Source organism: Azospirillum sp. CT11-132 (assembly GCF_047302835.1).
Classification (GTDB): Bacteria; Pseudomonadota; Alphaproteobacteria; order Azospirillales; family Azospirillaceae; genus Azospirillum.
Window position 1 is genome coordinate 1,655,399 of the sequence record NZ_JBGLZA010000003.1, and the last position, 25,346, is coordinate 1,680,744.

At 68.2% G+C, this 25,346-nt stretch carries 22 protein-coding genes; 14 read left to right on the forward strand and 8 right to left on the reverse strand.

Annotated elements, in window-relative coordinates; genetic code table 11:
• Nucleotides 1–120: 120 nt before the first annotated feature.
• From ACCD06_RS13650 to ACCD06_RS13695, 10 genes are all read left to right on the forward strand, one after another.
• Nucleotides 121–687, forward strand: a complete 567-nt coding sequence (locus ACCD06_RS13650; protein WP_109154513.1) for a septation protein A — start codon at nt 121–123, stop codon at nt 685–687.
• Between the two features lie 119 nt (nt 688–806).
• Complete coding sequence (locus ACCD06_RS13655; RefSeq protein WP_109156508.1) at nt 807–1,118, forward strand: twin-arginine translocase TatA/TatE family subunit; 312 nt, start codon at nt 807–809, stop codon at nt 1,116–1,118.
• Between the two features lie 182 nt (nt 1,119–1,300).
• The gene (locus ACCD06_RS13660) at nt 1,301–2,395 is read left to right on the forward strand and encodes an SPOR domain-containing protein (RefSeq protein ID WP_413341246.1); all 1,095 of its coding nucleotides are present in this window, start codon (nt 1,301–1,303) and stop codon (nt 2,393–2,395) included.
• A 267-nt stretch (nt 2,396–2,662) separates the two neighbouring features.
• Nucleotides 2,663–3,064, forward strand: a complete 402-nt coding sequence (locus ACCD06_RS13665; protein WP_109154510.1) for a response regulator transcription factor — start codon at nt 2,663–2,665, stop codon at nt 3,062–3,064.
• On the forward strand, nt 3,061–5,247 hold the full coding sequence (locus tag ACCD06_RS13670) for an exonuclease domain-containing protein (RefSeq protein ID WP_413341248.1): 2,187 nt from the start codon (nt 3,061–3,063) through the stop codon (nt 5,245–5,247). The genes ACCD06_RS13665 and ACCD06_RS13670 overlap by 4 nt, the downstream gene beginning before the upstream one ends.
• Nucleotides 5,244–5,492 (forward strand): hypothetical protein, encoded by a 249-nt coding sequence (locus ACCD06_RS13675; protein ID WP_413341250.1) that lies wholly within the window; start codon nt 5,244–5,246, stop codon nt 5,490–5,492. The genes ACCD06_RS13670 and ACCD06_RS13675 overlap by 4 nt, the downstream gene beginning before the upstream one ends.
• Nucleotides 5,493–5,501: 9 nt before the next feature.
• Complete coding sequence (locus ACCD06_RS13680) at nt 5,502–8,324, forward strand: ATP-binding protein (protein WP_413341252.1); 2,823 nt, start codon at nt 5,502–5,504, stop codon at nt 8,322–8,324.
• A 292-nt stretch (nt 8,325–8,616) separates the two neighbouring features.
• Nucleotides 8,617–10,314, forward strand: a complete 1,698-nt coding sequence (locus ACCD06_RS13685) for a response regulator (RefSeq protein WP_413341254.1) — start codon at nt 8,617–8,619, stop codon at nt 10,312–10,314.
• Between the two features lie 72 nt (nt 10,315–10,386).
• The gene (locus tag ACCD06_RS13690) at nt 10,387–12,081 is read left to right on the forward strand and encodes a PAS-domain containing protein (protein WP_413341256.1); all 1,695 of its coding nucleotides are present in this window, start codon (nt 10,387–10,389) and stop codon (nt 12,079–12,081) included.
• A complete protein-coding gene (locus ACCD06_RS13695) occupies nt 12,078–12,473 on the forward strand; it encodes a response regulator (protein WP_109156515.1) in 396 nt (131 codons plus the stop codon). Before ACCD06_RS13690 ends, ACCD06_RS13695 begins: the two co-directional genes overlap by 4 nt.
• Before the next feature lie 23 nt (nt 12,474–12,496).
• Here ACCD06_RS13695 and moeB read toward each other — a convergent pair whose 3' ends face one another.
• The 6 genes from moeB to ACCD06_RS13725 form a co-directional block, all read right to left on the reverse strand.
• Complete coding sequence (gene moeB / locus ACCD06_RS13700; protein ID WP_109492986.1) at nt 12,497–13,654, reverse strand: molybdopterin-synthase adenylyltransferase MoeB; 1,158 nt, start codon at nt 13,652–13,654, stop codon at nt 12,497–12,499.
• Nucleotides 13,655–13,663: 9 nt separating this feature from the next.
• Complete coding sequence (locus ACCD06_RS13705; protein ID WP_247870982.1) at nt 13,664–13,942, reverse strand: MoaD/ThiS family protein; 279 nt, start codon at nt 13,940–13,942, stop codon at nt 13,664–13,666.
• Nucleotides 13,939–15,342, reverse strand: a complete 1,404-nt coding sequence (locus ACCD06_RS13710) for a TfuA-like protein (protein ID WP_413341259.1) — start codon at nt 15,340–15,342, stop codon at nt 13,939–13,941. Before ACCD06_RS13710 ends, ACCD06_RS13705 begins: the two co-directional genes overlap by 4 nt.
• A 14-nt stretch (nt 15,343–15,356) precedes the next feature.
• Nucleotides 15,357–16,721, reverse strand: coding sequence for a YcaO-like family protein (locus ACCD06_RS13715; RefSeq protein WP_136704442.1), 1,365 nt, complete (start codon nt 16,719–16,721; stop codon nt 15,357–15,359).
• Nucleotides 16,722–18,381: 1,660 nt separating this feature from the next.
• A complete protein-coding gene (locus ACCD06_RS13720) occupies nt 18,382–19,206 on the reverse strand; it encodes a hypothetical protein (protein WP_413341261.1) in 825 nt (274 codons plus the stop codon).
• 131 nt (nt 19,207–19,337) lie between these two features.
• Nucleotides 19,338–19,907, reverse strand: coding sequence for a GNAT family N-acetyltransferase (locus tag ACCD06_RS13725; protein ID WP_413341263.1), 570 nt, complete (start codon nt 19,905–19,907; stop codon nt 19,338–19,340).
• 337 nt (nt 19,908–20,244) lie between these two features.
• Here ACCD06_RS13725 and ACCD06_RS13730 point away from each other — a divergent pair, with 337 nt between their 5' ends.
• The 4 genes from ACCD06_RS13730 to glyS all read left to right on the forward strand — a co-directional run bounded on the left by ACCD06_RS13730 (nt 20,245) and on the right by glyS (nt 24,195).
• A complete protein-coding gene (locus ACCD06_RS13730) occupies nt 20,245–20,697 on the forward strand; it encodes a hypothetical protein (RefSeq protein WP_247871171.1) in 453 nt (150 codons plus the stop codon).
• A 125-nt stretch (nt 20,698–20,822) separates the two neighbouring features.
• A complete protein-coding gene (locus ACCD06_RS13735) occupies nt 20,823–21,113 on the forward strand; it encodes a hypothetical protein (protein WP_247871178.1) in 291 nt (96 codons plus the stop codon).
• 93 nt (nt 21,114–21,206) lie between these two features.
• Nucleotides 21,207–22,103, forward strand: a complete 897-nt coding sequence (locus ACCD06_RS13740) for a glycine--tRNA ligase subunit alpha (protein WP_109150075.1) — start codon at nt 21,207–21,209, stop codon at nt 22,101–22,103.
• A gap of 4 nt (nt 22,104–22,107) precedes the next feature.
• On the forward strand, nt 22,108–24,195 hold the full coding sequence (gene glyS, locus ACCD06_RS13745; protein WP_413341266.1) for a glycine--tRNA ligase subunit beta: 2,088 nt from the start codon (nt 22,108–22,110) through the stop codon (nt 24,193–24,195).
• A 143-nt stretch (nt 24,196–24,338) separates the two neighbouring features.
• Here glyS and ACCD06_RS13750 read toward each other — a convergent pair whose 3' ends face one another.
• The gene (locus ACCD06_RS13750) at nt 24,339–24,980 is read right to left on the reverse strand and encodes a chemotaxis protein (protein ID WP_413341268.1); all 642 of its coding nucleotides are present in this window, start codon (nt 24,978–24,980) and stop codon (nt 24,339–24,341) included.
• A gap of 5 nt (nt 24,981–24,985) precedes the next feature.
• Nucleotides 24,986–25,345 carry a response regulator gene (locus ACCD06_RS13755; protein ID WP_109075627.1) on the reverse strand — a complete coding sequence of 120 codons (360 nt, stop codon included), beginning with the start codon at nt 25,343–25,345 and terminating at the stop codon, nt 24,986–24,988.
• Between the last annotated feature and the right edge of the window lies 1 nt (nt 25,346).

Below are 25,346 nucleotides of genomic sequence, written 5' to 3' on the forward strand. Positions count from 1 at the left end.
CGAACCGCGCGATGTCACCGCCGTACGCACCCTTTCGGTGAGCGGAGTAGCGCACCCGAACGTCCCGCCCTCCAACATTCGCCCCTTTCATGGGCGGCCGGTTCAGGCTATGTCAGGGGCATGAACCAGTTCGCACGTCTGGCGATCGAGGCCGGCCCGCTCGCCGCCTTCTTCGTTGCCAATTCGCAGGCCGGCATCATGACCGGCACCGCGGTCTTCATGGTCGCCATCACCATCGCGGTGGCGGTGTCCTGGCGGCTGGAACGCCGCATCCCGATCATGCCGGTGGTCGGCGCCGGATTCGTGCTGCTGTTCGGCGGCCTGACGCTGTGGCTGCAGGACGACCTGTTCATCAAGATCAAGCCGACCCTGGTCAATCTGCTGTTCGCCATCGTCCTGTTCGTTGCCCATGCGATGCGGCGCAATGTGATGAAGCGCCTGCTCGGTACGGTGCTGAGTCTGTCGGACGACGGCTGGCGCACGCTGGGCATCCGCTGGGCCTGGTTCTTCCTGCTGCTGGCGGTGCTGAACGAGGTGGTGTGGCGCAACTTCACCACCGACATGTGGGTCAACTTCAAGGTGTTCGGCATCATGCCGCTGACCTTGCTGTTCAGCGCCTTCCAGGCGCCGCTGATCATGCGCCACCAACTGCCGGAGGAACCGGCGGAAAGCGGCCCGGCGGCCTGAGGGGCGCCCTTTATCACGGCGCTCCCGACAGCCGCCTCTTGTGCGGCGCGGAAGGGGCACTCACATTGGTGGCGACCGCGACGACGTCCGCTCCGACCGAATTTCAGAGGTATTGATCGATGGGCAGTTTCAGCATCTGGCACTGGTTGATCGTTCTGGTCATCGTGCTTCTCCTGTTCGGCGCCGGCAAGCTGCCCAACGTGATGGGCGACATCGCCAAGGGCGTGAAGGCCTTCAAGGCCGGCCTGAAGGACGAGGACGAGGCCAATCCGCCCGCGGCGACCACCGCCCAGGCCCCTCCCGCCGCGATCAACCCGGCCCCCGCCCAGCCGACCCAGTCCGCGGCCGCCCAGCCTGTCGCGCCCCAGCCGGCCCCCACGCAGCCGGTCCAGACTCAGCCCGCCGACCCGGCCAAGCCGCACCAGGGCTGACGTCCCTTCTTTCGTGCCGCCCACCCGCCGGGCGCGACCGCATGGCGGTTTGATGGAGCGGCAAAATACGATAAAGAGAAGGGGCTTTCCGCAGCCGGGCCGTGTCACCGCGGCCCCGGCGATCGGAAGGCCCCTTTTTCTGCATTCAGCCGGCCCGCATGACGGGCAAGCGCAGGTCAACCGTGACGCTCCAGCCACCGCCCCGGCGGGCTCCCACCCTGACGACACCGACTTCCAAGGACGAGATGAAGGCCAACGGCAAACCTTCCGAGACTCCGCCGCCGGAGAACGAGGACATCGCCAAGCTGCTTCGCGCCTTGAACGAGGATCTGCGGGCCGACCCGCAGGACGAGGACGTGGAGTATGAGGAGGAGGAACCGGCGGGGCGCAGCCTGCCGCTGGGCAAGATCGCGCTCGCCCTGCTGGCGGCCGGCGGCATCGCCGTCGGCGTGGTCTATTTCGGCTCGGGCGATCCGGCACCGGTGACGACGGCCACCAACAGTTCGGCGCCGATGGTGCCGGCGCCGGCCATCACCCGCGCGCCCTCCTCCCCGGCCCCCGCACCGACCGCCGCACCGACCGCCACGGCCCCGACGACCGAAAGCCTGCCGGCTCCCGTCCAAACGGCACCGGTCCAGTCGGCACCGGTCCAGGCCGCGCCATCCGCCGCGCCGCCGCCTCCGGTCGCCGCCCTGCCCGCCAGCCCGCCGCCGGTCCTGAAGGTGCCGGAGCCGCCGGCGGTGCCAGCCACCGCCCCTGCCTCCTCGCCGAAACCGCGGGCCGCCGCCCCGACCGAGACCGCTCCTGCCGCGCCGGCCGCACAAAAGCCGGAGCCGGCGAAGCCCGACCCGGCCAAGCCGGAACAGCCCGCCGCCGCGCCGAACGATTCCGGCTCCCTGCAGGCGATGCTGGCGCCGCCCAAGGATGCCGCGAAGCGCCCGCCTGCGGCATCGGCCGGCAATGGCGAGGCGAAGCCGAACGCCAAGGCCCTAGGCCCGTCGGCAGCCCCGTCCGCAGCCCCATCAGCCACACCGCCGGCCGGGCGCTATACCGTGCAGGTCGGCACCTTCTCGGTGACGGCCAACGCCGATTCGCTGGCGCAGCGGCTGCAAGGCGGCGGCTTCCAGGCCTATACGGTGGACTGGACCGACAGTTCGAACCGGTCCTGGCGCGCCGTGCGCGTCGGCGGCTTCCCCGATCCGGCCGCGGCCAAGCGCGAGGCGGAGCAGTTGAAATCGAAGATGGGGCTCAACCCGGTCGTCGTGACCACGCGCTGATCCCGGTCCGGGCCGGAGGCGATTCGCTGCCGGTTCTTGCCCCTGCGACACTGTGTCATCCAAACGAAAGCCCGGCGGCGACATTTGGTCGCGGCCGGGCTTTTTCTTGGGCTTAGTACCCCCGTTCTTTGGTCGGGGGAGCCGGGAGTGCCGCTTGATCCGTGCTTCTCTTTGCTCGTACCATGGACATTCCAGGGCACGAATGCATTGCCCCGGCCACAAATTGGGAAGCCGGCAAAAGACCGGCGTACCGGAGGACGCCCCGCCATGAAGCCGACCATCCTGGTTGTCGACGACGAGCCCAGCATCGTCCTGTCGCTCCAGGTTCTCATGCAGCGCGCCGGGTTCGACGTGCGCATCGCCCGCGATGGGGACGAGGCGCTGCGCTCGGTGGAGAATTTCACCCCCGACCTGATCCTGCTCGACGCGATGATGCCGAAGCGCGACGGCTTCGACGTCTGCCAGACCCTGCGGACCAATCCGGCCTGGAAATCGCTGCCCATCATCATGCTGACCGCGCGCAGCCGCGACGTCGAACGGCAGAAAGGCATGGCACTGGGCGCCACCGACTACATCACCAAGCCCTTCTCCACCCGCGACCTGCTGACCACCGTCCGCCGCCATCTGGGCCTGACCGCCGCGACCGGTGGCGGGGAGCCGTCGCCATGACCGCCCCCGCGCCCTCAGCCAATCCCCTGCCCCGCCGCATGATCCCGCTGGCCTTCCGCGCCGCCGGCCTCGGTCTGGTGGCGCTGGCGGTCGGGCTGGCGGCGGCGGTGCGCGGGTCGGACGCATCGGATCCGCTGCTGACCTATGCCGTGGTGATGACGGCGGCCTGCGCCACGGCGGTGTGGGGGCTCTGGCTGGCGGTCGACCGCTTTCTGCTGCGCGCCGCCGAGACCCTGAGCCGCGAGGCCGGGCTGATCGCCCATGGCAATGCGGAGGGGGCCGTCGGCGGCCGGGTGCCGCTCACCCGCTATGGCGACCTGCTGCCCATCGCCCGCGCGGTGAACGAGCTGTCGGACAAGCTGGCCCAGGTCCGCCGCGACATCGCCCGCACCGTCGCCGACCACACCGCCAAGGCGGAGGAGCAAAAGACCCAACTCGCCGCCGTCCTGCGCGACCTGCACGAAGGCGTTCTGGTCTGCAACACCAAGCACCAGATCCTGCTCTACAACCAGACCGCCCTCGACATCCTCCACCTTGCCGGTGACCTCGGGCTGGGCCGCTCGCTTCTGCATTTCGTGGTGGCGGAGCCGGTGACCCACACGCTGGAACGGCTGACCCTGCGCGTCCGCGAAGGCCGGCACCTCAACCACGAGCACGGCACCACCGCCCAGTTCGTCGGCGCCACCACCGACGGCCGCATCCTGCTGGAAGGCCGGATGAGCGCCATTCTGCAGGATCCCGACCCGGGGTCCGACGAGCCGCCGACCATCACCGGCTATGTGCTGACCCTGTCCGACGCCACCAGCGAGCTGGCCGCGCTTGGCCAGCGCGACGCCCTGCTGCGCGAGGCGACAGAGGGATTCCGCGCCCCCATCGCCAACCTGCGGGCGGCGGTGGAGACTCTGTACGACGCCCCCGACCTCGGCCCCGGAGACCGCGCCGCATTCGAAAGCGCGATGCTGGAATCCTGCGACAGCCTGTCGCAAAGGTTGGAGCGGGTGACGACCGCCTACCGCAACGTCGTCACCGGCAGCTGGCCGATGAGCGACATCCACTCCAACAACCTGATCAACCTCGTGGCCCACCGGGTTGGGGCGGAGACCGCCACCACGGTCACGCTGACCGGCCTGCCGCAATGGGTGCATGGCGACAGCCACAGCCTCGTCCTGCTGTTCGCCTATCTGATCGGGCGGGTCCAGGCGCTGACCGGCGCCAACGCCTTCGACCTGGAAGCCGCCGGGCCGCAGGATGGTGACCGCTGGGTCTATCTCGACCTCGTGTGGGAAGGGCCGGCGGTGCCCAGCGCCACGCTGGACGGCTGGCTGGACCAGACGCTGCCCGGCGGCCTCGGCGGCCTCAGCGCCGGCGACGTGCTGCAGCACCACCGCAGCACCGCCTGGAGCGAGCCGCTGCCGAACGACCTGCCCGGCAGTGCCGGCCGCGCCCGGCTGCGCGTGCCGCTGCCGCCGGCACAGTCGCCACGCACCGCCCAGCCGCGCGCACGGGCCGGCGCCCGCCCGGAGTTCTTCGATTTCGGGCTGCTGCACCAGCCTCTGGCGACCAGCGAGCTTGGCCGCACGCCGCTGGACCGCCTGCATTACGTGGTGTTCGACACCGAGACCACCGGCCTCTCGCCCAGCACCGGCGACGAGATCATCCAGATCGCCGCGGTCCGCGTCGTCGGCGGGCGCATCCTGACCGGCGAGACCTTCAACACGCTGGTCGATCCCCGGCGGCCGATCCCGCCGGAGTCGGTCCCCTTCCACGGCATCACCGACGGCATGGTGGCGGGCAAGCCGACCATCGACGCCGTGCTGCCGCAGTTCCGCAGCTTCGTCTCCGGCGCGGTGATGGTGGCGCACAACGCCGCCTTCGACCTGAAATTCCTGAAGATGAAGGAACGGGCGGCGGGGGTGTCCTTCGACTGCCCGGTGCTGGACACCATGCTGCTGTCCCGCATGCTGCTGGGCAATGACGGCGACCACACGCTGGACGGCATCGCCGAACGGCTGGGCATCGCGGTGGTCGACCGTCACACCGCGCTGGGCGACAGTCTGGTCACCGCCGCGATCTTCCTGCGGATGGTCGAGATGCTGCGCGAGCGCGACGTGCGGACGCTGGACGACGCCATCCGCGGCGCCAACATCCTGGTCGAACTCGCTGCCCGGGAACGCGCCTTTTGAGCGCGCCTGACGGTGAAGCGGGCCGGGACCCGGGCCGGGAATCTGGCCACGACACGGTCTCCGGCCGCCACCGCGACCGGATGATCGGCTTGTTCCTGCTGGCGGCGGCGCTGTTCAACCCGCCGCTGCTCGGCCTGTTCGGGGTGGAGGGGAGAGTCCTGGGGGTACCGGCGCTCTATGTCTGGGTGTTCGGCCTGTGGGCGGCGGTGATCGCGCTGGCCGCGCTGGCCGGCCGGAAACGATAGGGGCGCGGCATGGAGGTCGGACTGGATTGGACCGCCGTCCTGATCGCCGCCCTCGCCTACCTTTCCGCCCTGTTCGCCATCGCCCATTGGGCCGACCGGCGGGAGGTGGCGGGGCGAAGCGTCATTGCCTCGCCCACCGTCTTCGCGCTGTCGCTGGGCGTCTACTGCACGACCTGGACCTTCTACGGATCGGTCGGGCGGGCGGCGACGCTGGGCATCGGTTTCCTGCCGGTCTATCTGGGCCCCACCCTGCTGATGCTGCTGGCACCGCTGGTTCTGCGCAAGATCCTGCGGATCGCCAAGACGCAGCGCATCACCTCCATCGCCGATTTCCTCGCCAGCCGCTATGGCCACAGCCCGCTGCTGGGCGGGCTGGTGGCATTGACCGCGACCGTGGGCGTGACCCCCTACATCGCCCTGCAATTGAAGGCGGTGGCCGTCAGCTTCGACGCGCTGACCGGCGGCGGCGGGCTGGGTCCGGCGGAGGGTCCGTTTCTCGACCATGGCTTCCTGATCGCGGCGGTGATGGCGCTGTTCGCCATCGTCTTCGGCGCCCGCCAGATCGACGCGGCGGAGCACCATCCCGGCATGGTCGCCGCCATCGCTCTGGAATCCCTGGTCAAGCTGGTGGCTTTCCTGGCGGTCGGGCTGTTCGTCGTCTGGGGTCTGCAAGACGGTCTGGGGAGCCTGTTCGATGCCGCCGCCGCCCGTCCCGACCTCGCCCGCCTGATGGGCAGCGATCCGGCACTCGGCCATACGCCGGCGGGAAACGGGACAGTGGGAAACGGGCCAGTGGGAAACGGGCCGTGGGGCGCCTGGGTCACCACCACCATCCTGTCGGCCGCGGCGATGCTGTGCCTGCCGCGCCAGTTCCAGGTGATGGTGATCGAATCGGTGGACGAGCGCCATCTGGACCGGGCGGTCTGGCTGTTCCCGCTCTATCTCCTGCTCATCAACCTGTTCGTGCTGCCGGTTGCCCTGTCGGGGCTGCTGAGCTTCGGTGGACGGCTCGATCCGGACCTGTTCATGGTCGCCCTGCCGCTGAGCGGCGGAGCGGACTGGCTGGCGCTGCTGGCCTTCCTGGGCGGGTTGTCGGCGGCGGCCGGGATGATCGTCGTGGAGTCGGTGGCGCTGTCCACCATGCTGTGCAACGATCTGGTGATGCCGATCCTGCTGCGCACCCGGTCGCGGGCGCTGGCGCGCTCCGCCGATCTGGCGCCGCTGCTGCTGTCGGTCCGGCGCATCGCCATCGTCGCGATCCTGCTGTTCGGCTACGCCTATTTCCGGCTGGCGGGATCGGCCTACGCACTGGTGTCGATCGGGCTGATCTCCTTCACCGCGGTGGCGCAGTTCGCCCCGGCCCTGATCGGCGGCCTTTACTGGCGCGGAGCGACCCGGCGCGGCGCCATCGGCGGGGTGACGGCCGGGACGCTGGTCTGGGCCTACACCCTGCTGCTGCCCAGCTTCGCGCGGTCGGGCTGGCTGCCGGCCAGCTTCATCGCCGACGGGCCATGGGGCATCGCCGCCCTGCGGCCCTATGCGCTGTTCGGGCTGGAGGGTTGGGATTCGCTGGCGCATTCCCTGTTCTGGACCGCGCTCGCCAACATCGGTGCTTATGTCGGCCTGTCGCTGTTCGACCGGCCCGGCGCTGCGGAGCGGGCGCAGGCCGCCGCCTTCGTCGATGTCTTCCAGTCGGCGCCGAACGGTGCCGTGCCGCTGCGGGAAGCACCACCGGACTGGCGCAGCGCCGCCAGCGTCGGCGACCTCACCCGCGTGGTCGCCCGTTTCCTCGGGCCCCAGCGCGCCGAGCGCGCCTTTGCCGGCGCCGATCCGGACGAGCCGGCCGGGCCGGAACGGCTGCGGCTGGCCGAGCGGCTGCTGGCTGGCGCGATCGGCGGGGCGTCCGCCCGCGTCGCCCTCGCCTCCTCCGTCTCCGCCGGGGCGGTGGAGGCGGCGGAGCTTCTGCGCATGCTGGACGAGACCAGCGACGTCATCGCCCACAGCCGCGAGCTGGAACGCAAGACCGCGGAGCTGGAGCGCGCCACCGACGCACTGCGCGCCGCCAATGAACGGCTGACCGAGTTGGACCGGCTGAAGGACGATTTCCTGTCCACCGTCACCCACGAACTGCGCACGCCGCTGACCTCGATCCGGGCGCTGAGCGAGATCCTGCACGACGACCCCGACCTCGAGTCCGACCAGCGGCAGGAGTTCCTGGCCGTCATCATCAAGGAGAGCGAGCGGCTGACCCGCCTGATCAATCAGGTGCTGGACATGGCGAAGATCGAGGCCGGGGCGATCGACTGGCGGATCGAGACCATCGACGCCGGACCGGCGCTGGCCGAGGCGGTCGCCGCGACGGAGGCGCTGTTCCTGGAGCGCGGCATCACCCTGTCGGTGGACATTCCGGGCCACCTGCCGCCGGTGCGCGGCGACGTCGACCGGGTGATCCAGGTGGTCGTCAACCTGCTGTCCAACGCCGCCAAATTCACGCCGCTCGGCGGCCGGACCCGGCTGGAGACCCGGTTGGAAACTGGCTTCCTGCGGGTGACCGTGAGCGACAGCGGACCCGGCGTTCCGGCGAAGGACCGCGAACTGGTGTTCGACCGCTTCCGCCAGTCCGGCGACACGCTGACCGGCAAGCCGGCCGGCACCGGCCTGGGGCTGGCCATCGCCAAGCGAATCGTCGAGCATCTCGGCGGCCGGATCGGGGTGGCGGACGCGCCGGCCGGGCCGGACCCCGAGTCGGGCAAGGGCGCCGCATTCTGGTTCACCCTGCCGCTCGCCGGGAGCGCGGCCGATGTCCCGGAGCTTGGAGAGCGGCGGGAGTGATCGGGCACCGATCCGCTACAATGGTCTGGCGGGGCCGCAATCCCGTGTTATCCTGCAGGATATCCGCGCCCCACATCAAAACCCCACATTGAAAAAGGATTTCCGCTTGCGGTCCGGCCCAAGCTCTCGCCCCGAGCGGCATACAACCGATGGGGTGCCATACGCCACAGCCCTTCCCGTTCGGACGATGCGCGCTTATGGTAGGCTGCGCGGAACCGGGCGCGCCGCGGGGCGCCATGCGGGTCCGGCGGAGCGGCCCGCCTGTCGGGCGGGTTGGCGGTAGGAAGGCGGGATGGGCAAGATACTGGTTGTCGACGACGAGCGGGACGTCCAGACGCTGATCATGCAGCGTTTCCGCCGCGCCGTACGTGCCGGCGAACTGGAATTCCTGTTCGCCCATGACGGCAAGGAGGCGCTGGAGACCCTGCGCTCCCGTCCCGACATCGACATGGTTCTGAGCGACATCAACATGCCGGGCATGGATGGGCTGACCTTGTTGGACCATCTGCCGCAGGTGAATGCCGACATCCGGGCGGTGATGGTGTCGGCCTACGGCGATCTCGGCAATGTCCGCGCGGCGATGAACCGCGGCGCCTTCGACTTCATCATCAAACCCATCGACTTCGCCGATCTGGAAGCCACCATCCACAAGACGCTGGAGGCCTGCCGTTCCGTGCGCCGGCTGCGCGACGCGCTGCAGGAAACCCGGACGGCGGAGGCGGCGTCGCGCGCCCAGGCCGCCCGCCTGCGCCGGGTCCTGGACGGCAGCCCGATCGGCGTGACGATCATCACGGAAAGCGGCGAGCTGCTTTACTGCAACCAGCGCTGCACGGACCTGTTCGGCGTGCCGGCGGAGACGCTGCAGCTTCACTGCGCCCCCACCCTGTTCCGCCATGTCCAGGACCGGCTGACGGCGCGGCCATCGGAAACCGAGGCTCTGTCGGCTTCGGAAGAGATCCATTACGTGCGCGAGGACGGGCGCACGGTGTGGATGGCGATGTCCGTCGACCGCACCAACTATGAAAGCAAACCGGTCTTCATCGTCTGGCTCTATGACATCACCGAACGCAAGGTGCAGGCGGAAGCGTTGCGCCGTGCCAAGGATTCGGCCGAACAGGCGCTGGCCGATCTGGAACGCATGCAATCCGACCTGATCCGGGCGGAGAAGATGGCGGTGATCGGACAGCTGATCGCCGCGGTCGCACACGAGATCAACACGCCCGTCGGCATCGCGCTGACCGCCGCCACCCATCTGCAGACCGCGTCGGAAGCGATCATCCTGACCTTCAACGGCGGCCAGCTGCGCAAAAGCGATTTCCAGGAGTATATCGGCACGGCCAGCGAGGTTTCGACGCTTCTGGTCGCGAACATCGAACGCGCCGCCGCCCTGATCCAGAGCCTGAAGCTGGTGACGGAGGGCAAGGCCAACTCCCCGCGCAGCCGCTTCGACCTGCGCGACTATCTGGCCGACATTGTGCTGGCGGTGCAGGTGCAGCCGGCCGCGTCCAGGCACCAGCTTGTGCTGGACTGTCCCGACGGCATTGCCCTCGACACCTACCCCGGCGCGCTGACCGAGGTGCTTCTGGCCCTGCTGACCAATGCCTTCGCCCACGCCTTCGAGACGGAACCGGCCGCGGCGGCCGTCGTGGAAGGCGTCGGTGCGATGGCCGCCGGCGGAACCGATGGCCTGGAAGAGGGGCCGGATGGCAGCCGGAACCGCCGGGGCCGGGTCACGGTTTCGGTCCGGCTGCTCGACAACGATCGGATCGAACTTGGCGTCTCCGACAACGGCCGCGGCATCCCGGTCGACATCCAGCCGCGGCTGTTCCAGCCCTTCGCCACCACCCGGCGCGGATCGGGCAGCATGGGGCTGGGGCTTTATGCGGCGTTCAACCTCGTTACCGGCAAGCTGGGCGGCGAGATCGACATCGACAGCGTGGTCGGCCGTGGAACGACCGTGATCCTGCGCCTGCCGCTGGATGCCCCCTGACACGGCTTGGATGACCACCTCGCAAGACCGATACGGGCGACGGGAAACAGGCGACGGGAAACGGACACGGACATGGACGATTTCACCAACCGTAAGGTTTTGCCGCCCCGATCCGTGCAGGAAGCCCTGGACCTTGGGCGCGTCTATCACGACCAGCTCGTCGCCGCGATGCCCGGTCTGCTCGTGCACTGCAACGACACCATTCTGCATTGCAGCGCTACCCTCGCCCGCCTGCTCGGATATGAGTCGGCCGAAAGCATCCAGGCACTGCCCGGCGCCATGACGCTGGTCCCCGAAGACGACCGGCACACGGAACAGGATGTCTACACGCGCTGCCTGAAGGGATTGATCCGGTCGCAGGTGCGCCGGATCAAGCGTCAGCGCGCGGACGGCAGCGTCCAATGGTTCGACCAGCTCATGGAGTCGGTGGACTGGGGCGGCCGGCCGGCGGTGATGGAGATGCTGACCCTGATGCGCCCGCTGGCCGCCAATGCCGAGCTGCCGCACCAGGAGCAGTTGTTGCAGGCGGCGATCGACGCGATGCCGAACGGTGTCCTGATGTTGGATCGCGACCTGAATGTCGAAGGCGCCAACAGCGAATTCTATCGGCTGTGGGATTATCCCATCGGCATGTTCCCCCCCGGAACGGCCGTTGCCTTGATTTTGACCTACAACCACGCACGCGGCGATTATGGCGACGTTCCCTGTGAAGAGACCGTCGCGGAATTGTGCTCCCGTTATCTGGTCAAGGGGGTCTTCAACTCCGAGCGCCGCGTCCCGAACGGCCGCACCCTCGATATTCGCACCGCGCCACGTGCCGATGGCGGCTATGTCATCACCCACCATGACATTACCGACCGCAAACGCATCGAAGATGAACTTCGGCAAGCCAAGGAGCGTGCCGAAGCGATCCTGAAGGAACTGCGTGAAACCCAGCGGCAGTTGATCGTGCAGGAAAAGATGGCCGCACTGGGCCAACTGACCGCCGGAATTGCCCATGAATTGAAGAACCCACTGAACTTCGTCAACAATTTCGCTGAGCTTTCGGGAGAATTGCTGGACGAGTTGCTGGAGCTGCTGGAGCCGCTGAACGGCCATCTGGATGATGCCACACGTATCGATGTCAACGACCTGGCCGGCAGCCTGCAAGGCAATTTGCGCAAGATCGCCGACCATGGCCGGCGCGCCGACGGCATCGTCAAAAGCATGCTGGCCCATTCGCGTGGCGGCGGTGGCGAGTGGCAGGCGACGGATCTGAATGCGCTGGTCGACGAGGCGTTGACCCTGTCCTACCATGCCTTCCGCGCCCAGGATCGTGCCTTCAACGCCATATTGGAAAAGCACTTCGACCTTGTGGTCGGCGAGGTGAAGCTGGTGCCGCAGGACGTGTCGCGTGTCCTGGTCAACCTGTTCACCAACAGCTTCTACGCCATCCGGAAACGCCAACTGATCTGCGGCGACCCGAATTTCGCGCCAAGGGTCGACGTTACAACCTCTGCAAGCGCCGCCGACGTGTCGATCCGAATCCGGGACAATGGCATCGGCATGTCGCCGGCCGTCCTCGACAAGCTGTTCACACCCTTTTTCACCACCAAGCCGACCGGGGAGGGGACCGGGTTAGGCCTTTCGCTGAGCTATGACATCGTGGTACATCAGCACAGGGGGCGATTCGACGTGTCCAGCGTCGAGAACGACCACGCCGAATTCACAATCACGCTGCCACGTGCAGCGACCGCGGTGTCGTTAGGGGAGCGCCGAAAGACATGACCCTGGGAATTCTTGTCGTCGACGACGAACCCGACATCGAGGATCTGTTCCGCCAGCGCTTTCGTGCCGAGCTCCGCCGGGGTGAATTGGTCTTTCATTTCGCCGCTTCGGCCGAGGAAGCGTTGCAGAGTCTGAACTCCGGACTGCAACCGGAGGCGGTGCTCGTTCTTAGCGACATCAACATGCCGGGCATGAGCGGGCTGGACCTGCTGGAGCGCCTGCGGGTCGACTCGCCGGACGTGCCGGTCATCATGGTCACCGCCTATGGCGACAACGAGAACCGCCGCCGGGCGCTCGACATTGGTGCCGCGGATCTGGTGACCAAGCCCGTCGATTTCGTCGCGCTGAAAAAGCTGGTCCACAGCGTCATCGAGCAGAAAAGCGCCGCCTGACGGGGCATCCCGGTCCATTCCGTTCATGCCCCGCACACGGCGGTGATGTCGGTCAGTTCGGATGATGCGCCGGTCGCGCAGGACGGGCAGTGCGGGTCGACCGGAACCGCGATCTCGCTGAACTCGCCCCGCAGGCCATCATAGAGCAGGAGGCGGCCGGCCATCGGCTCTCCCAGCCCCAGCAGAAGCTTGATCGTCTCGGCCGCCATGATGGTGCCGATCACGCCGGGCAGCACGCCCAGCACGCCGGCCTCGGCGCAGGACGGCGCGTATTCGGCCGGCGGCGGTTCCGGGAACAGGCACCGGTAGCACGGGCGCACGCCCGGCGCGGCGCGGCCGAACACGGAGACCTGGCCTTCGAACCGGAAGATGGCGCCGTAGACATTCGGCACGCCAAGCCGCAGGCAGGCATCGTTGACGAGATAGCGCGTCGGCAGATTGTCGGATCCGTCGACCACGACGTCATGGCCGGCGAGCAAATCCAGCACGTTGGCGGCTTCCAGCCGGGCTTCGTGGGCCACCACCTCGATGGTCGGGTTCAGGTCGAGCAGCGCGGTGCGTCCGCTCTCCACCTTGCGCTGCCCCAGCCGGCTTTCGGCATGCAGAATCTGCCGTTGCAGGTTGCTGCGCTCCACCCGGTCATCGTCGATCAAGGTCAGCCGGCCGACGCCGGCGGCAGCCAGATACAGCGCGATCGGCGACCCCAGGCCGCCGGCGCCGATCAGGGCGACGCGGCTGCGCAGCAGCTTGTGCTGTCCGGCCTCGCCAACCTCGGGCATGGTCAGGTGACGGCGGTAGCGCTCGCGCTGGGCGGCGTCGAGCCGCGGCGGCACCTCCACCGGCAGGCCCGCGGCCTTCCAGGCGGAGAAACCGCCGGCGACCGAACGCACATCCCCATAGCCCAGCCGCAGCAGATCCTCGGCCGCGAACAGCGACCGGGTGCCGCCGGCGCACATCAGCAGGATCGGGCGCGCCGGATCGGGCGCCGCGTCTTCGATGCGCAATTCCAGGAAACCGCGCGGCAGGCGCAACGCCCCGGCCGGCGTGCCGGTCGCCGTCTCCTCGTCCTCGCGGACGTCGACGAGCAGGGCGCCTTCGGCCTGGAGGGACTGTGCCTCGGCGGCGGCGACCTCCGGAATACGGGCGCGCAGGTCAGACAGGCGCCGGTCCTTCAAGCTCATGACTGCTCCTCAACCACCCGCCAAGGCGACCATCAGCGTCAGGGTGGCGCCGGCCGGCACTGCCGCCTCCAAGCCACCCAGACGCCGCACGTCGTCGCGACCGAGATAGACGTTCACGAAGCGGCGCAATTCGCCCTCCGCGGTGAACAGCCGGTCACGGAACGCCTCCTGCCCGGCGGTCAGCGCCGCCAGCGCCTCGCGCACGGTGGCCCCCGGAACCGCCACCTGATCCTTCCCGCCGACGAAGCCACGCAGCGGGGTCGGTATGCGAATCGTCACCTCGGTCACGCCTGCATCTCCTCTTCGGGCAGGGCCTCCGCGGCCTTGCCAAGCGCCGCCTCCGCCTCGGCGGCCAACCGGCGGAACAGATCGCGCACCTGCTTGGCCCGCATCAGGTCGATGCGCAGGTCGAGCACGTCCTTGAAGCCGTTCTCGTTGGCCCAGACGTCGGCCGGCGCATCCATGCGGCAGTTGGTATGGGCGAGATGGTCGGCGATCAGCTCATCGATCGAGTCGGTCGGCTGCTGGCTGTTGTCGCCGAAATGGAGCGCCATCACCTGTTCGATCAGCGCCGCCTCCTCCGCCGTCGCCTCGTACAGCCCGCGCAGGCGCAGTTCGTTCAGCACCGGCTTGGTCGTGCGCGCCAGCATGCGGCGGGGGATCAGCCAGCGGATCATCGCCCGCTCGACCGCCAGTTCATGGATCAGTTCGGCGAATTCGGCGTCGGTCAGGTCGTTGCGGCGACACCAATCGGCCAGCGCCTCCGGGCTGCCGAGCTTCCTTGCGCTGCAAAAACGCCAGACCTCGGCATCGACCGCCGCCTGATCGACGGTCACGCCGACCACCTCCGCCAGTTGAATGATCAACAGCCGGCCGAGCGCCGCCTTGTTGATCTGGGCGAAGTCCGGACGGTGCAGCGCCGCATGGCTGGCAATTTCCGACAGCGGCACGCTGTACCCGCCATGGGCGACGCGCCGGTCACGCTCATACAGAACATTGAACGCATGCGAGGCGTTGAAGGTGAAGGGGGCCGGACGCGGCGGCATGATCAGGCTGGCGAGATGGCTCAGCAGCGCCTCGGCGTCGCGGCGCTTCTGGTCGACCGCACCGACCGCCAGGAAGGCTTCGATCCGCTCCGCCTCCGCGTCGGTCAGCCCGGCATCCGCCCAGATGCGGTCGCGCTTGCGGTCGGTGAAGTAGAGCCGCTTCGCCGCAGCAATCACCCGATCGTGCAGATCGGCATCGACCACCCCTGCCGCCCGCGCGGCCGCCATGCTGGCGCGCAGATTCACCAGTGGCTCCGACAATGGGAAATAGCCGTCCTCCGGTCCGGCATGGGCAAGCGCGACCTCGTCGTCGCCGGTCAGGCGGCCGTCGATGAACTGCCGCGCCACCTCGCCCACCGGCACCATGCCGAAGGGATGGCACTCCGCAGCCCGCAATGCCCCCATGCTGGAGGCGCCATAGACGGCGACCCCCTGATGCAGGGCGAACAGGATCTCCTTGTGCCAGACCGATAGCGACTGGCCGAACACGCCGTCGATCAGGGCGATCACGTCCGGGCGATGAATGGTCATCGCGCTGAGGACGTCCGCCTGCGCCGCCGGCGGCAGATAGATCGCGTCGGGCAGCAGCGCCCGGGCGTCGTCCAACGGCATCGTCGGGCCGAGGAACACGCAGATCTTCATGCGCCCCTTCCTGTTCATGCGACCGCTCCCAGCAGACCGGCCTGCGCCTGCAGTGCCTTGGCAAAGGCCAGGGGGCGTGCGCCCGGGGTGTAGAAATCGAAAAGATAACCTTCCAGACCGGGCACCACCACCCGCACGACCGGAATGCCGATCTCCGGCTGGGTCAGGTCGAAGACCAGGGCCTGTTCGATGCCGGACCGGCGCAGAACCTCCAGCAGCAGCGCAATATCGCCCTCGAAGGTCGGCGCCGAAAGATTCGCGTGACGCCGGCCGTCCACGTTGCACGGCGTGCTTTCCAGCGCCGCGATTTCCGCCGTGCCGTCGGCGTTCTGGTTGCGGATCAGGTCGCGGCGGAAGAAGTCGTCCCGCGATCCCGCGATCAGCACGAGGCGCGACTGCACCGCTTCGGTCAGGGCACGGCACATGGCGACCGCCGGCTCCAGATGGCTGCCGTAGCCGCGATGCATGCCCGTCTTGCGGACATCCCGGTCATAGACCATCGCCATATAGCTCGGCACCCCCATGTCGGTGGTGACGTCGAACAGCAACGGACAGATGCCGGCTTCATCGAAACGGCGCAGCAGATCGAGGACGGAGGGCGCATCGATGGTCGACAGGTCCACCCGCGGCATCGGAATGCGCAGCGCGTCGCTGGCATAGCGCCAGCACGCCACCGAGTCGCGCTCGATCACCTCGTAGAGGCCGGCGGCGATCGCCTCAAGGATGTGGTTGCCGCTGGCCAGTCCGTTGGTCCCCATCGCATAGAAGCTGCGCAGGCCGGGCCGGGCGACCGGATTGCTGTAGAGGCCGACGGAGGTCCACGGCGCGGCGACCGGGCGTCCGTTCATCAGATCCCAGCCCCAGGTCCAGAATTCCGGATTGTCGGGACGGAAAGCTCCGCCCTTGGTGCCGGGGATCCGGTCGAGCGGAATGCGCCCGTCGGCGGGCAGCTGGTTCCAGCTGACCTCCAGATAAGGAAGCTGCAACGTCTCGGCGTGGTAGAACTCGATCGCCTCCATCGCAGCCGACACGGTGGCGGCGGCAAGGCTGAAGCCCTTGCCGGCACTGCCCGACAAGGTGGGGCTGTTGGGCCGGTGACCCAGCACCGTGTGGATGCCCAACCGGTCGAGCCCGGTGACGTCGGCCAGCCGGGTGATCCCGCAGCGCGCGAAATGGGGGGAGATACGCACCAGCGTCTCTTCAGGCGTCGCCGTGCGATGGGTGCCCAGGAAGAAGCGCTTGGCCGCATTGTGGACGGTATCGCCCAGCCGGATACCGAACGGCGCCGCTCCATTCGGAGCGGGAGTGACACCGGGCTGCAGTGCGGCCGGAGGCGGCGATGCCGGGCGGCTTTGATCGAACGAAGCGTTGACTGGCATGGGTGCGGTCTGGGCCCTCGGCTGCGGCCGGTTCGGAAAGGGACGTCAGCATTCATCGTCCCACCGCGATCGGCAAGAGCCAACTCGGCGGAACCACTCAGCGGAACTAGCGTGACGCGGGGGCCGGACGCCGCGAGGACGCCGGCCCCCTCGACGTCACGACTTGACCGGCGTGTCGTCGTCGGTCGCCGGCGGATTGGCCGTGCCCGCAGCGCCGGCCGCAGGAGACGGTGCGCCAGCCGCAGCGAAGCCGGCCATGCCAGCGGCGCTGGCCGCAGGAGACGGTGCGCCAGCCGCAGCGAACCCGGCCATGCCCGCACCGCTGAAAGCAGGCGACGGAGCACCCGCCGCAGCGAACCCGGCCATGCCCGCAGCACTGGCCGCAGGAGACGGTGCGCCAGCCGCAGCGAACCCGGCCATGCCAGCAGCGCTGGCCGCAGGAGACGGTGCGCCAGCCGCAGCGAACCCGGCCATGCCCGCACCGCTGAAAGCAGGCGACGGAGCACCCGCCGCAGCGAACCCGGCCATGCCCGCAGCACTGGCCGCAGGAGACGGTGCGCCAGCCGCAGCGAACCCGGCCATGCCGGCAGCACTGGCCGCAGGAGACGGTGCGCCAGCCGCAGCGAACCCGGCCATGCCAGCAGCGCTGGCCGCAGGAGACGGTGCGCCAGCCGCAGCGAACCCGGCCATGCCCGCACCGCTGAAAGCAGGCGACGGAGCGCCAGCCGCGGCGAAGCCGGCCATACCCGCAGCGCTGGCCGCAGGCGACGGAGCACCCGCCGCAGCGAACCCGGCCGTACCCGCAGCGCTGGCCGCAGGCGACGGAGAACCCGCCGCAGCGAACCCGGCCATACCCGCAGCGCTGGCCGCAGGAGATGGAGCGCCAGCCGCAGCGAACCCGGCGGTGCCTGCAGCACCCGCCGCAGCAAACCCAGCCATACCCGCACCGCTGAAAGCAGGCGACGGAGCGCCAGCCGCGGCGAACCCGGCCATACCCGCAGCGCTGGCCGCCGGCGACGGTGCACCTGCGGCGGCGTGCCCGGCCATGCCTGCGCCGGCAAAGGAGGGAAGCGCGACGCCGGCCAGCGAAACAGCCGATGCCGCATTGGCAATCGATTCAGCGACCGTTGCGACACCGGTCTCGTTTGACAGGTTACCGAATGCCTCCGCCGCGGCAGAGCGTACATCCTCGGCCGTTATTCCGGCGAAACCGCTCTGCGCGAGAAGCGCTTGCTTGCCGGCAATATCCGACGTGTTCAACTGATCTCTAAATCCGCCATCGGTGGCGAGACGCTTTATAAGGTCAAGAGCCTGTTCGCTGGCCATTTGGCCCCTCCTGCAACGGGACTGCCAATTCGATTGTTACTATCGTTGAGCAACAGCTAAACCAATAGCATAGGCAATCGAGTTGGTTTCTACCAAATTCCGGCGGATTCCGATGAATCGCGCATAAATTTAATGTTGGGCCGCTGACCAGTCAGGCGACGGAAACCGCACCGATCCGCAAAGAAAACGCCGCGCATTGATCCAATGCACCAAATGTTAAGAACGACACGCAGAGACAAAAACGGTCGCCGCGATAAACTAGTGTCAAAAACGGCAGGCCGACTGGAGCGACTCGGCATTGCTCCAGTCAGCCCGCACATTACCGTTCCTGAACTCAGGCGGCCTTCTGATAAGCAGAGGCGGAGGCACCGCTGAAATTAGCGGTAAACGACGCCATCACATGGACATCGACCGTTTCAATCGCCGACGCGCTGGCAGCGACATGCCGCGGAGCGAGCGCGCGACCGTCGGCGGTCTCGATCGCCGACGCGCTCATCGCAACATGCCGCGGAGCCAGCGCACGACCATCAGCCGTCTCGATCGCGGACGCGCTCATCGCAACATGCCGCGGAGCAAGCGCGCAACCATCAGCCGTCTCGATCGCAGACGCGCTCATCGCAACGTGCCGCGGAGCGAGCGCGCGACCATCAGCCGTCTCGATCGCAGACGCGCTCATCGCAACGTGCCGCGGAGCGAGCGCGCGACCGTCGGCGGTCTCGATCGCAGACGCGCTCATCGCAACGTGCCGCGGAGCGAGCGCGCGACCATCAGCCGTCTCGATCGCAGACGCGCTCATCGCAACGTGCCGCGGAGCGAGCGCGCGACCATCAGCCGTCTCGATCGCAGACGCGCTCATCGCGACATGCAGCGGAGCAAGCGCACGGCCGTCGGCCGTCTCGATCGCGGACGCGCTGGCGGCAACCTCGGTCACCATGCCTGCGCTCGGAGCGAGGTTGGAAGCAACGGCTGGAACAGCTTCAGCTTGCGTGCCGAAGACGTTTGCAGCAGCCGTGCGCATGTCGGACGCCGTCAGCGTTCCGAAGCCGCAACGCTGGAGAAGATCGCGCTTCCCCTGTGCGTCGAGCGATTGCAACTGGCTGCGAAAGCCATGGTCGGTAGCGAGGGACTTCAAGAGATCGAGAGCCGTCGAGTCGGCCATGTTCATCGCCTCCACAATTCATGCCGGCCAGTTCCAGCGGACACGACGACGGTACTGTGAAGCCTCAGCCTCGAACAAGCTAAAAAAGTTGCACAATGCGGGAATATTGCTACCGTCAGGCCATCGAATCATTAAGCCCGACTCTGCAGCGACCGGACTGCTTGAGCGCGACCGCAGCCGAACCACTCCTCCCGGGTCTGGCGCCAGAAATCAGCCTCCGCCGGGACCATCGGTTCGGGCAGAAGACCCGACCCGCGGATCCGGGAACCAAGCCGGCGCGCCACGGCCTGCGAAGCCGCATTGTCCGGGTGGATCGAATGGACGACCTCGGTCCAGCCGAGATGGTCGAACACCCAGTCGATGGCCGCGACGGCACTCTCCATCGCATAGCCGCGCCCCCAGCACTCGCGTGGAAGAACCCAGCCAACCTCCGTCACCGGCCAGCCTTCCGGCACCCATGGGCCGACCCGCCCCACCCACCGGCCGCTGTCCTTCTCGATCACCGAAAACATGCCGAAGCCCTGGATCGCCCAGGCACCGGCCATGCCGACGAACCCCCGCCATGCCACGGATCGCGATTGCAGGCCGCCGATGAAGACGGTCGCCTGGGGATCGGTCATCATCGCAGCCCAGGCGTCGAAGTCCTCCGCTTGCGTGGGCCGAAGGATCAGACGCGCGGTTTCCAGAACCGGTTCACCCATGGATGCCACCATCGCCAATCAGAAAGCACCGCGAAGACGGAAAACCCAAGCCGGGAATATCCTTTGCAAGGAGCTGCGGCCTCGCGCGCAGATCAAGGATAATCGACAACCGAAAACACATGGCGGCACCGTGTCAGACAACGCATGGACGAATCATCATTCACAGGCATCAGCCGTCCGTCCAGAGCGAACTGTCGGTACTACCCCTTCATCTAAGCGGAACACCCTAGGCGTTCTGGGCTAGGGTGGCGGCGCGTCCGGCATCCCATATAGTAGCGCGCCTCCCGGTCCCGCGACCGTGGGGGGACAAGAAGAACGGACACAAGAACGGAGTACGATGATGTCGCGGTTTCGGATGGCGGTTCTGGCCCTGACGGCAATGAGCGGCGCAACCCTGGCCCTCACCGGCTTCAGCGGCGCCGCCGCAGCCCAGTCCAAGCTGGATTCCTCGGGCCAGCCCGTGTGGGACGAAAGCCATAACCAGCGTCCGACCGCGCCCAGCGACCGCGCGCTGGCGGCCGGGGTGGTGACCCTGCGCACGGCGACCTCCGCCCCCGGCCTGCTCGGCGTCTACGCCCGCAACGGCCTGCCCTTCGACATCGTGCTGAGCCGGGTCGACGCCACCCAGTGCGTCAACATCGTGCCGGAGGATTGCGGCCTGCTCGGCACCGACATCCGCGTCGCGACCGGCGCGGAGGTGCTGGTGCGCAGCGTGCGGCAGGCCGACATGACCCGCACCTACGGTGTCGTCCCGGTCTACAGCTGGCGCCCGGCGGTCGCCGCCAAGTAAAGTGGCCAGACGGGACCGCCGCCACCCGTGCGGCGGTCCCGCCCTTTCCATCTCCACCCTATTCTCTTGACTTCCCGTCGCCTGCGGGCTGAATGCCCGGGAGATCAGACGGGTTGCCGGCGATGATGTCCTTGTCCAAGATTATTCTCCTTGCGCTGGTGATCGGCGCGGTGTGGTTCGGCTGGCGCTGGGTCAACCGCGTGCAGGAAATCGGCCGCGCCCGCACCGCCGCCCGCCGCCAGGACGGCCCCAACCAATCCGGACGGCGCGATGCCGCATCCGGCGCCTCGACGCGCGACGCCGGCACCTACGCCGTGGAGGCGGAGGACATGGAGAAATGTCCGGAATGCGGCGCCTATGTCGCCCCCCGCTCCGCCGTGTCCTGCGGCCGCCCCGCCTGCCCCTACGGCCGCTGACGGCGGGAGCGGTCTGCCGCGCTGCGGCTTGATTTGACGGTCCCACCCGCCTATCGTGCGGCGCGTTTTCAACATTTCTATTGTGGACCGTCCATGGCCTCCCAGATCGGGACTTCCGACGGCGGAAACTCCGCCGACCGCCGCGGCCTGTCGTTCCAGGCCCTGATCCTCAAGCTCCACCAGTTCTGGTCGGAGCAGGGTTGCGTCATCCTGCAGCCCTACGACATGGAGGTCGGCGCCGGCACCTTCCACCCCGCGACCACGCTGCGCGCGCTGGGTCCCGATGCCTGGAAGGCGGCCTATGTCCAGCCGTCGCGCCGGCCGAAGGACGGCCGCTATGGCGAGAACCCGAACCGCCTGCAGCACTATTACCAGTACCAGGTCATCATGAAGCCCTCGCCGGCCAACGCGCAGGAGCTTTACCTGGACAGCCTGCGCGCCATCGGCATCGACCCGGCGCTGCACGACATCCGCTTCGTCGAGGACGACTGGGAAAGCCCGACTCTGGGCGCCTGGGGCCTGGGCTGGGAAGTGTGGTGCGACGGCATGGAAGTGACGCAGTACACCTATTTCCAGCAGGTCGGCGGCATCGAATGCGATCCGGTCGCGGTCGAGCTGACCTATGGCCTGGAGCGCCTCGCCATGTATGTGCAGGGCGTGGAGAATGTCTACGACCTGGACTTCAACGGCCAGGGCGTGAAGTACGGCGACGTCTTCAAGCGCGCCGAGATCGAATACTCGAAGCATAACTTCGAGTTCGCCAACACCGACATGCTGCTCCAGCATTTCAAGGACGCCGAGGCCGAGTGTCAGGCCCTGGTGGCGCAGAACCTCGCGCTGCCCGCCTATGACCAGTGCATCAAGGCGTCGCATCTGTTCAACCTGCTGGACGCCCGCGGCGTGATCAGCGTTGTCGAGCGCGCCGCCTATATCGGCCGCGTGCGCACGCTGGCCAAGGCCTGCTGTGAAGCCTGGACGGGGGCGAAGTAATCCCATGACCGAACTCCTGATCGAATTCTTCTCCGAAGAAATCCCCGCCCGCATGCAGGCGCGGGCCGCCGACGACCTGAAGCGCCTCGTCACCGACAAGCTGGCGGCGAACGGCCTGACCTTTGCCAAGGCCGAAGCGCATTCCACCCCGCGCCGTCTGGCCCTGGTGGTCGACGGGCTGCCGGAGCGCACCGCCGACGTGCGCGAGGAAAAGAAGGGTCCGCGCGTCGGCTCGCCGGAGCAGGCGGTCGCCGGCTTCCTGAAGTCGGCCGGCCTCGACAGCCTCGACCAGTGCGAGCAGCGCGACACCGGCAAGGGCGTCTTCTATTTCGCGGTGACCGAGAAGAAGGGCCGCGAGACTGCCGAGGTGCTGGCAGAGATCATCCCTGCCGCCATGGCCGAGCTGCCCTGGCCGAAGTCGATGCGCTGGGGCACCGGCACCGTACGCTGGGTCCGTCCGCTGCACTCGATCATCGCCCTGTTCGGCGGGCGCGTGCTCGACGGCGGCTATGACATCGGCGGCACTCAGGGCCGTATCGCCTTCGGCAACGGCACCCGCGGCCACCGCTTCCTGGCGCCCGACGCCTTCACGGTGGAGAGCTTCGCCGACTACAAGGAGAAGCTGCGCGCTGCCAAGGTCGTGCTCGACCGCGAGGAGCGCAAGGCCAAGATCAAGGCCGACGCCGAGGCGCTGGCCAAGGCCCAGGGCCTGACCCTGTCGCCCGACGACGCGCTGCTGGAGGAGGTCGCCGGCCTCGTCGAATGGCCGGTCGTGCTGATGGGCAGCATCGACGAGAGCTTCATGGACGTGCCGTCGGAGGTTCTCATCACCTCCATGCGCACCCATCAGAAGTATTTCGCCGTGCTGGACGCCGAGGGCCGGATGGCCCCGCGCTTCATCGTCGTGGCCAACACCGAGACGCTGGACGGCGGCAAGGCCGTGGTCGCCGGCAACGAGCGCGTGCTGCGCGCCCGCCTGTCCGACGCCAAGTTCTTCTGGGACCAGGACCGCAAGACCAAGCTGGAAGCCCGCGTTCCGGCGCTGGAGAAGATCACCTTCCACGCCAAGCTGGGCACGGTGGCCGAGAAGGTCACCCGCGTGCAGTTGCTGGCCGCCGAGATCGCCCGCGCCATCGGCGCCGACAGCGACGCCGCCAGCCGCGCCGCCCTGCTCTGCAAGGCCGATCTGGTGACCGAGGTGGTCGGCGAATTCCCCGAGGTCCAGGGGATCATGGGCCGCTACTACGCGCTGGGCCAGGGCGAGAGCGCCGACGTCGCCAACGCGATCGCCGATCATTACAAGCCGCTCGGTCCGTCGGACAGCTGCCCGACCGCGCCGGTTTCGGTTTCGGTGGCACTGGCCGACAAGATCGACACGCTGGTCGGCTTCTTCGCCATCGACGAGAAGCCGACGGGCTCGAAGGACCCCTATGCACTTCGCCGTGCCGCGCTGGGCGTGATCCGGCTGGTGCTGGAGAACGGGCTGCGGGTGACGCTGTCGGAGATTTTCGCTGCGGCCCATGGCGCCTACACGGTCAGCGGCTTCGCCTCGGCCGGCAGTGTCGGCGGCGACCTGATGTCCTTCTTCGCCGACCGCCTGAAGGTGGTGCTGCGCGAGCAGGGCGTCCGTCACGATCTGGTCGATGCCGTGTTCGCGCTCGGCGGCGAGGACGATCTGGTGCGGCTGCTGGCGCGGGTGAAGGCCCTGCAGGCTTTCGTCGGGTCCGACGAGGGCGCCAACTTGGCAGCGGCCTATAAGCGCGCGTCCAACATCGTGCGCATCGAGGAGAAGAAGGATGGCGCGAGCTTCGACCAGCCGGTCGATGCCGCCCGTCTGGCCCAGGACGAGGAAAAGGCGCTGTTCGCCGCGCTGAATGAAGCCTCGGCGACCGCCAAGCCGCTGCTGGACGCGGAGGACTTCACTGGCACCATGGCGGCGCTGGCGAAGCTGCGCGGCCCGGTGGATGCCTTCTTCGACAAGGTGACGGTGAACGCGGAGGACAAGGAACTGCGCGCCAACCGCCTGCGCCTGCTGACGCAGATCCGCACGACGCTGAACGCGGTGGCCGACTTCTCGAAGATCGAGGGGTGAGGCTTTCGGGGGTGGGGCGTTAGACCCCCACCCTGACCCTCCCCCGCTGGGCGGGGGAGGGGATAAGGGCTTGTTCGGAAAAGCAGCGGCAGTCCCTCCCCCGCCCAGCGGGGGAGGATAGGTGGGGGTCTAACCCCGCACCCTCACAACCCCGCCAAAGCCCGCCGGATCGCTTCGCGGAAGGCATCGAGCGAGGCGATGTCCAGCAGGAACAGCGCGTGACCGCTGGCATCACCGGCAGCCAGCGCCATGTCGATGCGCACGAACAGCACCGGGTCGGTGGCGGACCCAATGACCGCCGCCGGCGCGCCGGTGCCATAGCCCGGAACCGCGCCCAACAATTCGCCGCCGATCAGGTTGGATAGGCTGGCGAGGCAGCCGTTCAGGATGATGTTGCCGATCTCGGTCAGCGCATCCTGTTCCATCTCTCCCGGCGCCTCGGCGGCGGGGTCGACGGGGACGAGGCGGCCGACCAGGGCCAACGTGCCGCGTTCGGGGAAGATCAGCATCGCTTCGCCGGTGAAGGGGCCGGTGAAGGCGCCGCGCACGGCACAGACCGGCTGGTCGCCCTCCAACTCGCCACCCACCTCGCTGGTGATGCGGGCGCGGGTCGACACCGCGAAGGACGGCACCGACAGATGCACCTCCTCCCCCAGCATGCAACTGAGCGCGGCGGCCGGTTCGCCCATGCCGATGTTGAACAGCTCGGCGATGGCGTCGGCCTCATCGGCGTCGAGGCGGAGCGGGTCTTCCGATGCCGGGCCGGCGGATGTGGAGTCGGCCATCGGCGTCACTGCCCGGCCGCGGCGAGGAAGTCGCGGATCTTGTCCGACGTGATCGGCTTGGCGATGAAACGGACGCCCAGCGCCTCCGCCTTGCGCTTCAGCGTGTCCTGCACGTTGGCGGTCAGCAGGCCGATGGGCAGGCCGACGAAGCGCTCCTTCAGCCGCTCGGCCAGGGCCAGCCCGTCCATGCCCGGCATGTTGTAATCGACGATGGCGGCGACCGGCGGCACATCGCCGACGATCTCCAGCCCCTCTTCGCCGCTGGCCGCGGTGACGATGGTCCAGTCGGGCCGCAGAGAGGCGATGACGCTGGAGACCATGTTGCGCGCCAGTCGGCTGTCGTCGACGACGAGGATGCTGGTCATG